Below are 13,850 nucleotides of genomic sequence, written 5' to 3'. Positions count from 1 at the left end.
CCCGAACGAGCCTCAAAAGGGGCTTGAATAAAAATTTCAGTGCACAAGTGTACATTCATGTCCTTGGTGCTGTGACTTTCACCACAACGCAATAGTCTATGAGTAGGCTGCCGGTTCGAGGCATGAACGCGTCGATCGGTCGGGAAGATTTGCCCCACCTGCCGCATGGGATTATTGAGGAGCTCGCATGACCAAACAAAACGCCTTTACTCGGGAAGACCTGCTGCGCTGCAGTCGCGGTGAGCTGTTCGGCCCAGGTAACGCGCAACTGCCCGCCCCGAACATGCTGATGGTGGATCGCATCACCCTGATCAGCGAAGAAGGCGGCAAGTACGGCAAAGGTGAATTGGTCGCCGAGCTGGATATCAACCCTGACCTGTGGTTCTTCGCTTGCCACTTCGAGGGCGATCCGGTGATGCCGGGCTGCCTGGGTCTGGACGCCATGTGGCAACTGGTCGGTTTCTTCCTGGGCTGGCAAGGCCTGCCGGGCCGCGGCCGTGCGCTGGGTTCGGGCGAAGTGAAATTCTTCGGCCAGGTCCTGCCGACCGCCAAGAAAGTCACTTACAACATTCATATCAAACGCGTCCTGAAGGGCAAGCTGAACCTGGCCATCGCCGACGGTTCGGTGACTGTCGACGGTCGCGAAATCTACACCGCCGAAGGCCTTCGCGTCGGCGTGTTCACCTCCACTGACAACTTCTAAGGGTTATTCGCATGCGCCGCGTCGTTATCACTGGTCTGGGCATTGTTTCGTGCCTGGGCAATGACAAAGAGACCGTCTCCGCTAACCTGCGTGCAAGCCGCCCTGGCATCCGGTTCAACCCGGAATACGCCGAAATGGGTCTGCGTAGCCAGGTTTCCGGCTCCATCGACCTCAACCTTGAAGAACTGATCGATCGCAAGATCTATCGTTTCGTCGGCCACGCAGCGGCTTACGCCTACCTGGCCATGAAAGACGCCATCACCGATTCCGGTCTGACCGAAGAGCAGGTGTCCAACCCGCGTACCGGTCTGATCGCAGGCTCGGGCGGTGCGTCGACCCTGAACCAGATGGAAGCGCTGGACATCCTGCGCGAGAAAGGCGTCAAGCGCGTCGGCCCATACCGTGTAACGCGGACCATGAGCAGCACCGTTTCGGCGTGCCTGGCCACTCCGTTCAAGATCAAGGGTCTGAACTACTCCATCGCCTCTGCCTGCGCCACCAGTGCTCACTGCATCGGTACGGCCATGGAACAGATCCAGATGGGCAAGCAGGACGTCGTGTTCGCCGGTGGCGGTGAAGAGGAGCACTGGAGCCAGTCGTTCCTGTTCGACGCAATGGGCGCCCTGTCCAGCAAGCGCAACGACACTCCGGAAAAAGCCTCCCGCGCCTACGACGCCGACCGTGATGGTTTCGTCATCGCCGGCGGTGGCGGCATGGTCGTGGTCGAGGAGCTGGAACACGCTCTGGCCCGTGGCGCGAAGATCTACGCGGAAATCGTCGGCTACGGCGCGACTTCCGACGGCTACGACATGGTGGCTCCAAGCGGCGAAGGCGCCATCCGCTGCATGCAGCAGGCCCTGTCCACCGTTGACACCCCGATCGACTATCTGAACACCCACGGCACTTCGACTCCGGTCGGCGACGTCGCAGAAATGAAAGGTGTGCGTGAAGTGTTCGGCGACAAGGCCCCGGCCATCAGCTCCACCAAGAGCCTGTCGGGTCACTCCCTGGGCGCCGCCGGCGTTCACGAAGCGATCTACTGCATGCTGATGATGGAAGGCAACTTCATCGCCGGTTCCGCCAACATCGACGAGCTGGACCCTGAAGTGGCCGATCTGCCGGTGCTGACCAAGACCCGCGAGAACGCCACCATCAACACCGTGATGAGCAACAGCTTCGGCTTCGGTGGCACCAACGCCACCCTCGTGCTGAAGCGCTGGGAAGGAAAGTAATTCCCTTCCGCTGAGCCGCACATGAAAACGCCCCGACTGGTTCGGGGCGTTTTTTTTGCCCGGAGAAAAGCATTTTCAGCAGCGCCAAGATGAAACGTTTGTCATGCAACTTACCGCCCTGCGACTGAATGTCGCGGATTCAGCGGGCTCCAGCGCTGTTGCAGATTTCGCAAGAATACATTGCACAAATCGAGCGTTTACTTAGCAGGCTAACAAATTTTATAAAAGAGTCCTGCACACGCCTTGCTGCAGATAACAGAGATTGGAGCTAGCAGATGACTGTAAAAGTAACTGAACGCGACGATTCACACATGTCCCATGAAGGCGTAGCCGCCGGCGTACGGATCTGGGATGTGCATCAACAAGACTTGCTGGTCGGCATGTTCCATAACGAGATCGACGCCCACAACTACAAGGCCGAACTGGAACTGCAAGAACGGCAGCGGGATCTGAAATCCGCCTGAACCGAAACCACAGCATTGAAAACGACAAACCCCGCCATTGGCGGGGTTTGTCGTTATCGGGTGTTTCAGGGCCGCTTCGCTGCCCGGCAAAACCCGCTTACCACATCAGATCGTCAGGGATCACATAGGCCGCGTACGGATCGTCCTCGGCATTGACCTCTTCGACCTTCTCGTTGAGCTGCACGATGCGCTGTGGATCGCGCTCCTGAATCTTCAGGGCCGCTTCACGAGGAATCACTTCATAGCCGCCGGCATGGTGCACGATCGCCAGCGAGCCGCTGCTGAGCTTGTTGCGCATCAGCGTGTTGACGGAGATGCGCTTGACCTTCTTGTCGTCAACAAAGTTGTAGTAGTCCTCGGTGGTCAGCTTCGGCAGACGCGAGACTTCGATCAACTGCTTGACCTGCGCTGCGCGAGCCTTGGCCTCGGCCTTCTCCTGCTGCTGACGGTTCAGTTCCTGGTCACGCTTGACCTTCTCGGCCTGAGCTTCCTGGGCAGCACGCTGTTGGGAGTCGTCCAGTTCGATCTGCCCCTTGTGGGCCAGACGCTGTTGTTTCTGTTTGTCTTTGCTGACCTGTTTGGCCTGCTTTTGGTTGACCAGTCCTGCCTTGAGCAACTGGTCGCGAAGGGAAAGGCTCATTGATGCTTACTCACTTGGGCAACGGCTCAGCCGCAGCTGGGCAAATTCTTTTCCTGACGTTTGGCTTCACCCCACAGGGCGTCCAACTCTTCGAGGGTGCAATCTTCCATGGGGCGGTGGGTGTCGCGCAATGCCTGTTCGATAAAACGGAAGCGTCGTTCGAACTTGCCATTGGCGCCACGCAGTGCAGTTTCCGGATCGACCTTCAGGTGCCGGGCCAGATTGACCACGGAAAACAGCAGGTCGCCGATTTCGTCCGCCACCGCTTGCGGATCATTCTCGGACATGGCTTCGAGCACTTCATCGAGCTCCTCGCGCACCTTGTCCAGCACCGGCAAGGCGTCCGGCCAGTCGAAACCGACCTGCCCTGCGCGCTTCTGCAATTTGGCCGAGCGGGACAACGCCGGCAACGCAGCCGGTACATCGTCGAGCAGTGACAGTTGCTGCGGCTCGGCGGATTTCTCGGCACGCTCTTCGGCCTTGATCTCCTCCCAGCGCTGCTTGACCTGCTCTTCGTTCAGGCGCGGCACGTCCAGTGGCGCATACAGATCGCCGGTGGGGAATACGTGCGGGTGACGACGGATCAGCTTGCGGGTGATGCTGTCGACCACCCCGGCAAATTCGAACCGCCCCTCCTCCCGCGCCAGCTGGCTGTAATACACCACCTGAAACAGCAGATCGCCCAACTCGCCCTGCAAATGATCGAAGTCGCCGCGCTCGATGGCGTCGGCGACTTCGTAGGCTTCCTCGAGAGTGTGCGGGACGATGGTCGCGTAAGTCTGCTTGATGTCCCACGGGCAACCGTACTGCGGGTCGCGCAGACGGTTCATCAGGTGCAACAGGTCTTCAAGGCTGTAGGTCGGTTTCATGGAGTCCGGTTACGCCGCGTCTCGATGATGTTCGGCAACTGGGAAATCCGCCCCAGCAACCGCCCCAGTGCGTCCAGCCCCGGAATCTCGATGGTCAGGGACATCAGCGCCGTGTTGTCCTCCTTGTTCGAGCGGGTGTTGACCGCCAGCACGTTGATCCGCTCGTTGAGCAGCACCTGCGAAACGTCACGCAGCAGACCGGAACGGTCGTAGGCGCGGATGACGATGTCCACCGGATAGGTGAGCACCGGCACCGGGCCCCAGCTGACCTGGATGATCCGCTCCGGCTCGCGCCCGGCCAGTTGCAGCACCGAGGCGCAGTCCTGACGGTGAATGCTCACGCCACGCCCTTGAGTGATGTAACCGACGATCGCATCGCCCGGCAACGGCTGGCAGCAGCCGGCCATCTGGGTCATCAGGTTGCCGACGCCCTGGATCTGGATGTCGCCGCGCTTGCCCGGCTTGTAGCCGGTGGCCTTGCGTGGAATCAGCTCCAGCTGTTCGTTGCCGCGTTCCGGCTCGACCAGTTGTTGTGCCAGGTTGACCAGTTGCGCCAGACGCAGGTCGCCGGCCCCGAGGGCGGCGAACATGTCTTCAGCGGTTTTCATGTTGGCCTTGTCGGCCAGCTTGTCGAAATCCACCGCCGGCAGACCGAGGCGATTGAGCTCTCGCTCGATCAGGGTCTTGCCCGCCGCGACGTTCTGGTCGCGAGCCTGCAGCTTGAACCAGTGAACGATCTTGGCCCGCGCCCGGGACGTGGTGACGTAACCGAGGTTCGGGTTCAGCCAGTCGCGGCTCGGCGTGCCGTGCTTGCTGGTGATGATCTCGACCTGCTCACCGGTCTGCAGACTGTAGTTGAGCGGCACGATGCGCCCGTTGATCTTCGCACCACGGCAGTTGTGACCGATTTCGGTGTGCACGCGGTAGGCGAAGTCCAGCGGCGTCGCGCCTTTCGGCAAGTCGATGGCGTGACCGTCCGGGGTGAAGATGTAGACCCGGTCCGGTTCGATATCGACCCGCAACTGTTCGGCCAGACCACCGATGTCGCCCAGTTCTTCGTGCCACTCGAGCACCTGACGCAGCCAGGAGATTTTCTCTTCGTAGTGGTTCGAGCCGGATTTGACGTCGGTGCCCTTGTAACGCCAGTGCGCGCAGACGCCGAGTTCGGCTTCTTCGTGCATCGAATGGGTCCGGATCTGGACTTCCAGCACCTTGCCTTCCGGGCCGATCACCGCCGTGTGCAGCGAGCGGTAGCCGTTCTCTTTCGGGTTGGCGATGTAGTCGTCGAACTCTTTCGGGATGTGCCGCCACAGGGTGTGGACAATACCGAGCGCGGTGTAGCAATCGCGCATTTCCGGCACCAGCACCCGCACCGCGCGCACGTCGTAGATCTGGCTGAACTCCAGACCCTTGCGCTGCATTTTGCGCCAGATCGAATAGATGTGCTTGGCCCGGCCGCTGATGTCGGCGTCGACGCCGGTGGCCTGCAATTCGTCCTTGAGCTGGGTCATCACGTCGGCGATGAAGCGCTCGCGGTCGAGCCGCCGCTCGTGCAGCAACTTGGCAATCTGTTTGTATTGATCAGGCTCCAGGTAACGGAAGGACAAGTCCTCCAGTTCCCATTTGATATGGCCGATGCCGAGACGGTGAGCCAGCGGCGCGTAGATGTCGAAGACTTCCCGGGCGACCCGGTTGCGCTTTTCGTCGTCGGCGGTTTTCACCGCACGAATCGCACAGGTGCGCTCGGCGAGTTTGATCAGCGCGACGCGTACGTCGTCGACCATCGCCACCAGCATCTTGCGCAGGTTTTCCACCTGGCCCTGGGTGCCCATCACCATCGACTGGCGCGGGCTGAGGCTGGCACTGATCGCGGCCATGCGCTGCACGCCGTCAATCAGTTTGGCGACCACCGGGCCGAAGCGCTGGCTGACCGCTGCCAGTTCGATCTGGCCTTCGCGCACGCCACGGTAAAGCACCGCCGCGACCAGCGAATCCTGATCGAGCTTGAGGTCGGCGAGAATCTCTGCGATCTCGAGGCCGGTGCTGAAACTGCCGCTGCCTTCGGACCAGAGATTCTTTGCCGCGTTGGACTGTTGCTCGGCCTGTCGAGCGTACTCACAGGCCTCCTTCAAGGCTTCGCGATCCAGTGCCAGATCGACACTGACCGCATGATCGAGCCAAGCCTCGAGATTGATACTGCCGTCGGTGTTGATCGGCTGGTGTGCTCTCACCTGTACCATCTTGCTTTACCTTCCCTACGACGCAGACTCAATGCGTCAAATCACTGACCTTGATTGCCCGTCCGCACTCGCGGGGCTAAGACGAGTGCTGCACAAGCGGATCAGTCGGATCAGACGAGCCATCCTAGCTCGCTTCAAATAACGCCATGGCCTCGACATGTGCCGTCTGAGGAAACATATCGAGAATCCCGGCACGTTTTAACCGGTAGCCCTGCTTGATCAATTCGACCGTATCGCGCGCCAGAGTTGCAGGGTTGCACGACACATACACCAACCGCTCGGCACCCAGGGTCGCGAGCTTGCGCACCACCTCGAAAGCACCGTCACGCGGTGGGTCCAAGAGTACCGCAGAAAAGCCGTTTCCGATCCATTCGGCATCGGTCAAAGGCTGGGATAAATCGGCCTGAAAAAACTTTGTGTTATGCAAATTGTTACTGGTGGCGTTGGCGGCGGCGCGATCGACCATGGTCTGCACACCTTCGATCGCCACCACTTCGCGCACGGCTTTGGCCAGCGGCAAGGCAAAGTTGCCGAGACCGCAGAACAGGTCGAGCACGCGCTCATCGGCGGTCGGTTTCAACCAGTCCAGCGCCTGGGCGACCATGGCTTCGTTGACCCCGGCATTGACCTGAATGAAATCCCCCGGCCGCCAGGCCAGCTCCAGATCCCACTGCTCAAGGCGATAGCCCAGCGACTGCGTGGCATCGACCGGCTGCGGCTCACCTTCGCCGTGCAGCCACAACTGCGCTTCATGGAAGGCGCAGAAATCCTTGAGGATCGTCAGATCGGCCTCGGACAACGGCGCCATGTGACGCAGCAGAACGGCCAGGGACGAGCCACTGAACAATTCCACATGCCCCAGCGCCTGCGGTTTGCTCAGGCGACGGAGCATCTCCGGCAAGCGGGTCATGATCGGCTGCAAGGCCTGTACCAGCACCGGGCATTCGTTGATCGCCACGATGTCCTGACTGCCGGCAGCGCGGAAACCGACTTCAAGGTTTTTGGCTTTGCTGTCCCAACGCACGGCAATACGGGCGCGGCGACGGTAGCCGAATTCCGGACCGGTCAAGGGTGCGGCCCATTCCTCGGGCTCGACACCGGCGACTCGCGAAAGCTGTTCGGCGAGCATGCGCTGTTTCAGGGCAAGCTGTTCGCCGTGGGGCAGATGCTGGACGCTGCAACCGCCGCAGCGACCGGCGTGCTGACAAGCTGCCGGGCGACGCAATTCGCTGGCGGTGAACACACGCTCGGTGCGCGCCTCGACCACTTTGCCGTGGGCGCCAAGCACTCGCGCTTCGACCTCTTCACCGGCGAGGGCGCCGAGGACGAACCAGGTTTTGCCTTCAAAAAACGCGATGCCGCGACCGTCATTCGCCAGGCGCTCGATCTTCAAGCGCTGCTTTTTGCCGGTCGGGAGTTGCGGGGCCTTGCTGCCGCCGGTGGGCTGGAAGCGCAGGCCTCTCTCGTGCTTGGCCATCAGTTGGCCGCGTCGAAAATGCCGGTCGACAGGTATCGGTCGCCACGGTCACAGATGATCGCGACGATCACCGCGTTTTCAACTTCTTTGGACAGGCGCAGCATCGCTGCCACCGCACCGCCCGAGGACACGCCACAGAAGATGCCTTCTTCCCGGGCCAGACGACGGGTGACGTCTTCGGCTTCGCTTTGCGCCATGTCGACGATACGGTCGACACGATCAGCCTGATAAATCTTCGGCAGGTATTCCTGCGGCCAGCGGCGGATGCCGGGAATGGCCGAGCCTTCCATCGGTTGCAGGCCGATGATCTGCACGTTTTCGCTCTGCTCTTTCAGATAGCGCGACACGCCCATGATGGTCCCGGTGGTCCCCATGGAGCTGACGAAATGGGTAATGGAGCCCTGGGTCTGACGCCAGATTTCCGGGCCGGTGGTGGTGTAGTGCGCTTCGGGGTTGTCGCCGTTGGCGAACTGATCCAGCACCTTGCCACGGCCTTCGGCTTCCATCCGCTGGGCCAGATCGCGAGCGCCTTCCATGCCCTCTTCCTGACTGACCAGAATCAGCTCCGCGCCATAAGCGGTCATCGCCGCCTTGCGCTCGGCGCTGGAGTTGTCCGGCATGATCAGGATCATCTTGTAACCCTTGATCGCGGCAGCCATCGCCAGGGCGATCCCGGTGTTGCCCGAGGTCGCTTCGATCAGCGTATCGCCGGCGTGGATCTGCCCGCGCAACTCGGCACGGGTGATCATCGACAGCGCCGGACGATCCTTCACCGAACCCGCAGGGTTGTTCCCTTCGAGCTTGAGCAATAGGGTGTTGCTGGTGACACCGGGCAGGCGCTGCAAACGCACCAGCGGCGTGTTGCCGACGCAATCGGCGATGGTTGGGTACTGCAAGGTCATGGCGTTTTTCGCAATCCGGACAGCGGGGGCGCCTATCATACCGGCAAACCTGCGCGGCCCATATCACGCAAAGTGCGGTGCTTATGGTTTCTTGGAATAAGCAGTAAAAGTCGCGCCGGTGGTGCGAATTTTACTGCTCACACAATTCGCTGGTGACTCATGTCCACTGTGGGAGCTGGCTTGCCAGCGAAGGCGTCGGAATGGGCGGCGCTGTCATCCGCCACCAACCGCAGATTCAATCGCAATCCCGATTGGCCGTTCTCGGCCCACAAAGTCCCGCCCTGGCGCTGGACCGCATTCCTCGCAATGCTCAACCCCAGACCGAAACCACCGTCCCCCGGCCGCGAGCCGTCGAGTCGGGTGAACGGCGAGAAGATCCGCTCAAGATCCGCCTCGGCCACACCGCCGCCCTCATCCTCCAGCCATAGATGCCAATAGTCTCCGTCACGCCGTCCATCCAGCCGCACGATGCCGCCGCTGGGCGAATGACGGATCGCATTGCGCAGGATGTTTTCCAGCGCCTGGGCCAGGGTATTGAGGTTGCCGCGCACCCAGCACGATGCATCCACCGCACATTGCAACTTCCCTGTCGGACAGCAACTTTCGTAACAGGCGTTTTCCGTGAGCATTTCCCACAGGGCCTGGATCTGGATCGCTTCGTCCGGCAGCGGTGCACGTTCGGTTTCGAGCCAGGCCAGTTGCAGGGTGTCTTCGACCAGCCGCTGCATGCCATCGACTTCGCGGCCAATGCGCTCGCGCAACGGCAACAGGTCCTGCTCGCTTTCACTGGCCACCCGCAGGCGGCTCAGGGGCGTGCGCAGTTCATGGGACAGGTCGCGCAGCAATTGCTGCTGCAGGGCAACGGTCGATTGCAGGCGTTCGGACATCGAGTCGAAGGCCCGGGCCAGCTCGCCGAGTTCGTCCGGGCGCTGGGTGATGCCGCTCGACAGGCGCACATTCAGTTGATCGGCGCGCCACGCGTTGGCCTGTTCGCGCAGGTTGTTCAGCGGCACCACCAACAAACGGTAAAGGCCCACGCACAGCAGCAAAGTGAACAGACCGGGAATCACACCATTGGTGATCACTCGCCAGAACACCCGGTATTTGCCCGGCAGGAAGCGTTCAGGCAGCTCGATGACCAGGCTGCCGGCGGCCGGTTCTGTGGGAAATGGCACGCGCAGCCACGGTCGGCCCTGCTTGTGAATCGGCCAGTCGAGGCCGCGCAGAAAGGTCAGGTGCTGGATTTCCTGTGCGTTCAGCGGATCACTGCTCAGCGACTGCAGGTTGCCACCAATCACGCCGACCCAACCGGCCTCGCGCAATTCCATGCTCTGCAACCAGCGGTCAATGCCGACACGCTGATCGCGCTGCCACGCCGCTTCGGCTTCGGCGGCATAACGCGCCAAGGTTCCGCGCGCCTCGTCGGAAAGGAACTGGTTGCGCTCCTCCATATAGCGCCCCCAGGACCAGCTCAACCAGATCATCAGCAGACAAAACGCCACCAGCAGACACGCCAGTTTCCAGAACAGCGAATGCCGGCCCGGCAGATCAGACATCTTCATCGACAGCGCTCAGAACATAGCCCTTGCCCCACACGGTGCGCACTTCCCGCTCGGTGTAGCCGATCGCTTTGAGTTTGCGGCGGATCTGGCTGATGTGCATGTCGAGGCTGCGGTCGTGGGCCGCGTAGCCGCGCTGGAGCACGTGCTGATAAAGGAAAGCCTTGCTCAGCACCTCCTCGTCATTGCGATTGAGGGTTTCCAGCAAGCGGTACTCGCTGCGGGTCAGGCCTGCGGGTTGATTGTGGTAGGACACTTCGCACTGCTCATCGTCGAAATGCAGACCGCCCGCCGCTACAGGCTCAACGCTGATTGCAGGACGCCGATCGAGAGCGACCCGCCGCAGGATCGCTTCGATCCGCACATGCAGCTCGGCCATGCTGAACGGCTTGGGCAGATAGTCGTCGGCCCCCAGACGGAAACCGCTGATGCGATCGGCCTCGGCCCCCAGCGCCGACATCAGCAGCACCGGCGTGGAATGGCTCTGGCGCAGTTGCGTCAGCACATTCAGGCCGTCGAGCCCCGGCAACAGTATGTCCATCAACACCACATCGAACGGCTGGCGCCGGGCGATGCTCAGGCCTTCGCTGCCGCTCTGGCACCAGGTGACCTGGAAGCCGCTGCGCCCCAATTGTTCGTGAACATAGGCACCGAGGACGGGATCGTCCTCGATGGAAAGAATGCGTGGCTGGCCAACAGAGACAGGAGTCATGACTATCTGCAAATAATTCTCAGTTGTGGGGATTATTAAAGATTGCCCGCCGCCCGGCAACCCAAGGTTGACCTCCCGGACAAATGACCAGCGCCGAAACGACCGATCACGACATGATTTTTCCCGGGAATGCCCGCAAGCAAATCGCTACACTGCGCCCATGCCGCGTGCCGGAAGCACGCAAGAGTCAATGATCAGCGGGATGCAGGAGATAGGCGTGCTCAAGAAACTGGGAATCAAAGGTCGCGTGTTGTTGCTGACCCTGTTGCCGACCAGCCTGATGGCGCTGGTGCTGGGCGGCTATTTCACCTGGACGCAGCAGTCCGACCTGCAGACCCAATTGATGCAGCGCGGCGAAATGATCGCCGAGCAACTCGCGCCACTGGTGGCGCCGGCCATGGGGCACGGCGATTCCGATCTGCTCGAGCGCATCGCCACCCAATCCCTTGAACAGCCGGACGTGCGCGCGGTGACCTTCCTCGCGCCCGACCGCTCGCCGCTGGCCCATGCCGGCCCGACCATGCTCAACCAGGCCCCCAGCGGCGACAGCACACAACTGCTGCGGCGCAGCGGCAACGACGCCACCCGCTATCTGATGCCGGTGTTCGGCAAGCATCGCAACCTCGCCGGAGAACTGATCCCTGAAGAATCCGACCGCCTGCTCGGCTGGGTCGAACTGGAACTCTCGCACAACGGCATGTTGCTGCGCGGCTACCGCAGCCTGTTCGCCAGCCTGTTGCTGATTGCGGCGGGTCTGGCCGGCGCCGCATTGCTGGCCCTGCGCATGGGCCGCACGATCAATCGCCCGATCAGCCAGATCAAACAGGCGGTCGCGCAGCTCAAGGACGGTCATCTGGAAACCCGCTTGCCGCCCCTCGGCAGTCAGGAACTGGACGAGCTCGCATCCGGCATCAACCGCATGGCCGGCACCCTGCAAAACGCCCGGGAAGAATTGCAGCACAGCGTCGATCAGGCTACCGAAGACGTGCGCCAGAATCTGGAGACCATCGAGATCCAGAACATCGAACTGGACCTGGCCCGCAAGGAGGCCCTGGAAGCGAGCCGGATCAAGTCCGAGTTCCTCGCCAACATGAGCCACGAAATCTGCACACCGCTCAACGGCATTCTCGGCTTCACCCACCTGTTGCAGAAAAGCGAGCTGACCCCGCGCCAGCTCGACTATCTGGGCACCATCGAAAAATCCGCCGACAGCCTGCTGGGGATCATCAACGAGATCCTCGACTTCTCGAAAATCGAGGCCGGCAAACTGGTGCTCGACCATATCCCGTTCAACCTGCGCGACCTGTTGCAGGACACCCTGAACATTCTCGCCCCTGCTGCCCACGCCAAGCAGCTGGAACTGGTGAGCCTGGTCTATCGCGACACGCCGTTGTCGCTGGTCGGCGATCCGCTGCGGCTCAAGCAGATCCTCACCAACCTGGTGAGCAACGCCATCAAGTTCACCCGCGAGGGCACCATCGTCGCCCGGGCGATGCTCGAAGAAGAACACGAAGACAGCGTGCAATTGCGCATCAGCATTCAGGACACCGGTATCGGCCTGTCGAACCAGGACGTGCGCGCGTTGTTCCAGGCGTTCAGCCAGGCTGACAACTCGCTGTCGCGCCAGCCCGGCGGCACCGGTCTCGGTCTGGTGATTTCCAAGCGCCTGATCGAACAGATGGGCGGCGAGATCGGCGTCGACAGTACCCCGGGCGAAGGTTCGGAATTCTGGATCAGCCTGAGTCTGCCCAAGACCCGCGACGATGCCGAAGACCTGCCCGCCGCTCCACTGCTCGGGCGCCGGGTGGCGGTGCTGGAAAACCACGAACTGGCGCGTCAGGCGTTGCAGCATCAACTGGAAGACTGCGGGCTCGACGTCACCCCGTTCAATACCCTGGAAAGCCTGACCAATGGCGTCACCGGCGCCCATCAGACCGATCAGGCCATCGATCTGGCGGTGCTCGGCATCACCAGCAACGACATGCCACCGGAACGCCTCAACCAGCACATCTGGGATCTCGAACACCTCGGCTGCCGGGTACTGGTGTTGTGCCCGACCACCGAACTGACGCTGTTCCATCTCTCGGTGCCCAACCCGCACAGCCAGCTCCAGTCCAAACCGGCCTGCACCCGCAAGCTGCGCCGGGCACTGTCGGACATGGTCAACCCGCGCCAGACGCGCAGCGAACCCGGCGAACCGCTGTCGAGCCGTGCACCGAAAGTGCTGTGTGTCGACGACAACCCGGCCAACCTGTTGCTGGTGCAGACATTGCTCGAAGACATGGGCGCCAAGGTGCTGGCCGTCGAAAGCGGTTACGCCGCAGTCAAGGCTGTGCAGAGCGAAACCTTCGATCTGGTGCTGATGGACGTGCAGATGCCGGGCATGGACGGGCGCCAGAGCACCGAGACGATCCGTCAGTGGGAAAGCGAGCGTCATTGCACGCCGCTGCCGATCGTCGCCCTTACCGCCCACGCCATGGCCAATGAAAAACGCGCACTGCTGCAAAGCGGCATGGACGACTATCTGACCAAACCGATCAGCGAGCGGCAACTGGCGCAAGTAGTACTGAAATGGACCGGCCTTGCCCTACGCAATCAGGCACCGGACCGTGGCGGTGAAAGCCTCGTGGGTAATCAGGACCTGCCGGTACTGGATCACGAGGAAGGCTTGCGCCTGGCCGCCGGCAAGGCGGATCTGGCGGCGGACATGCTGGCCATGTTGCTGGCTTCGCTCGAGGCCGACCGTGAAGCCATTCGCACGGCCCGCGACAATCAGGATCAGAACGGTCTGCTCGAACGGGTGCATCGTCTGCACGGCGCCACCCGCTACTGCGGCGTTCCGCAATTGCGTGCAGCCTGCCAGCGCAGCGAAACCCTGCTCAAACAGGAAGATCCCAAGGCCTCGACCGCACTGGATGAACTGGAGCGGGCGATCAATCGTCTGGCGGCGCAGGCGAAGATCAGCGCCTGATCCACGGCAATGCCGGTCAACGCCGATGCGGCTAAAGTGGTCGCGGGTGATTCGCGCCCGCGTCGATGCTTCAGGAGGATT

At 61.6% G+C, this 13,850-nt stretch carries 11 protein-coding genes; 4 read left to right on the top strand and 7 right to left on the bottom strand.

The features are described 5' to 3' along the window. Positions 1 to 187 precede the first annotated feature (187 nt). The 3 genes from fabA (at position 188) to M5B98_RS27550 (ending at position 2,399) form a co-directional block, all read left to right on the top strand. On the top strand, positions 188 to 703 hold the full coding sequence (gene fabA, locus M5B98_RS27560) for a 3-hydroxyacyl-[acyl-carrier-protein] dehydratase FabA (protein ID WP_003227150.1): 516 nt from the start codon (positions 188 to 190) through the stop codon (positions 701 to 703). Between the two features lie 11 nt (positions 704 to 714). Further along, a complete protein-coding gene (gene fabB / locus M5B98_RS27555) occupies positions 715 to 1,935 on the top strand; it encodes a beta-ketoacyl-ACP synthase I (protein ID WP_248744580.1) in 1,221 nt (406 codons plus the stop codon). A 275-nt stretch (positions 1,936 to 2,210) separates the two neighbouring features. Continuing rightward, entirely contained in the window at positions 2,211 to 2,399 is a 189-nt protein-coding gene (locus M5B98_RS27550; RefSeq protein WP_007957795.1) for a hypothetical protein, read from the top strand. 97 nt (positions 2,400 to 2,496) lie between these two features. On the opposite strand, the gene M5B98_RS27545 is transcribed toward M5B98_RS27550, so the two are convergent. The 7 genes from M5B98_RS27545 to M5B98_RS27515 all read right to left on the bottom strand — a co-directional run bounded on the left by M5B98_RS27545 (position 2,497) and on the right by M5B98_RS27515 (position 10,798). Then, positions 2,497 to 3,039, bottom strand: coding sequence for a DUF2058 domain-containing protein (locus M5B98_RS27545; protein ID WP_007957793.1), 543 nt, complete (start codon positions 3,037 to 3,039; stop codon positions 2,497 to 2,499). 26 nt (positions 3,040 to 3,065) lie between these two features. Then, complete coding sequence (mazG, locus tag M5B98_RS27540; RefSeq protein WP_085710977.1) at positions 3,066 to 3,908, bottom strand: nucleoside triphosphate pyrophosphohydrolase; 843 nt, start codon at positions 3,906 to 3,908, stop codon at positions 3,066 to 3,068. Beyond that, on the bottom strand, positions 3,905 to 6,148 hold the full coding sequence (relA, locus tag M5B98_RS27535) for a GTP diphosphokinase (RefSeq protein WP_085710978.1): 2,244 nt from the start codon (positions 6,146 to 6,148) through the stop codon (positions 3,905 to 3,907). Before relA ends, mazG begins: the two co-directional genes overlap by 4 nt. 124 nt (positions 6,149 to 6,272) lie before the next feature. Beyond that, positions 6,273 to 7,625 carry a 23S rRNA (uracil(1939)-C(5))-methyltransferase RlmD gene (gene rlmD, locus M5B98_RS27530; RefSeq protein WP_248744579.1) on the bottom strand — a complete coding sequence of 451 codons (1,353 nt, stop codon included), beginning with the start codon at positions 7,623 to 7,625 and terminating at the stop codon, positions 6,273 to 6,275. Continuing rightward, positions 7,625 to 8,527, bottom strand: coding sequence for a cysteine synthase CysM (gene cysM, locus M5B98_RS27525; RefSeq protein ID WP_248744578.1), 903 nt, complete (start codon positions 8,525 to 8,527; stop codon positions 7,625 to 7,627). Before cysM ends, rlmD begins: the two co-directional genes overlap by 1 nt. Positions 8,528 to 8,664: 137 nt before the next feature. After that, on the bottom strand, positions 8,665 to 10,089 hold the full coding sequence (locus M5B98_RS27520) for a sensor histidine kinase (protein ID WP_248744577.1): 1,425 nt from the start codon (positions 10,087 to 10,089) through the stop codon (positions 8,665 to 8,667). After that, positions 10,076 to 10,798 carry a response regulator transcription factor gene (locus M5B98_RS27515; RefSeq protein WP_248744576.1) on the bottom strand — a complete coding sequence of 241 codons (723 nt, stop codon included), beginning with the start codon at positions 10,796 to 10,798 and terminating at the stop codon, positions 10,076 to 10,078. The genes M5B98_RS27520 and M5B98_RS27515 overlap by 14 nt, the downstream gene beginning before the upstream one ends. Before the next feature lie 217 nt (positions 10,799 to 11,015). Between M5B98_RS27515 and M5B98_RS27510 the strand changes: the two genes are divergently transcribed. Next, complete coding sequence (locus M5B98_RS27510; protein ID WP_248744575.1) at positions 11,016 to 13,769, top strand: response regulator; 2,754 nt, start codon at positions 11,016 to 11,018, stop codon at positions 13,767 to 13,769. Positions 13,770 to 13,850: the final 81 nt, after the last annotated feature.

Source organism: Pseudomonas sp. MWU12-3088 (assembly GCF_023242405.1).
In the GTDB taxonomy this organism is placed as follows: Bacteria; Pseudomonadota; Gammaproteobacteria; order Pseudomonadales; family Pseudomonadaceae; genus Aquipseudomonas; species Aquipseudomonas kribbensis.
The sequence above is the reverse complement of the archived record's forward strand: the minus strand, read 5'-3'. Positions and strand labels throughout refer to the sequence as shown.

Excerpts from the sequence above, each read along its gene's own strand:
- fabA (WP_003227150.1), top strand. The coding sequence starts at position 188 with ATGACCAAACAAAACGCCTTTACTCGGGAAGACCTGCTGCGCTGCAGT.
- fabB (WP_248744580.1), top strand. The coding sequence starts at position 715 with ATGCGCCGCGTCGTTATCACTGGTCTGGGCATTGTTTCGTGCCTGGGC.
- M5B98_RS27550 (WP_007957795.1), top strand. The coding sequence starts at position 2,211 with ATGACTGTAAAAGTAACTGAACGCGACGATTCACACATGTCCCATGAA.
- M5B98_RS27545 (WP_007957793.1), bottom strand. The coding sequence starts at position 3,039 with ATGAGCCTTTCCCTTCGCGACCAGTTGCTCAAGGCAGGACTGGTCAAC.
- mazG (WP_085710977.1), bottom strand. The coding sequence starts at position 3,908 with ATGAAACCGACCTACAGCCTTGAAGACCTGTTGCACCTGATGAACCGT.
- relA (WP_085710978.1), bottom strand. The coding sequence starts at position 6,148 with ATGGTACAGGTGAGAGCACACCAGCCGATCAACACCGACGGCAGTATC.
- rlmD (WP_248744579.1), bottom strand. The coding sequence starts at position 7,625 with ATGGCCAAGCACGAGAGAGGCCTGCGCTTCCAGCCCACCGGCGGCAGC.
- cysM (WP_248744578.1), bottom strand. The coding sequence starts at position 8,527 with ATGACCTTGCAGTACCCAACCATCGCCGATTGCGTCGGCAACACGCCG.
- M5B98_RS27520 (WP_248744577.1), bottom strand. The coding sequence starts at position 10,089 with ATGAAGATGTCTGATCTGCCGGGCCGGCATTCGCTGTTCTGGAAACTG.
- M5B98_RS27515 (WP_248744576.1), bottom strand. The coding sequence starts at position 10,798 with ATGACTCCTGTCTCTGTTGGCCAGCCACGCATTCTTTCCATCGAGGAC.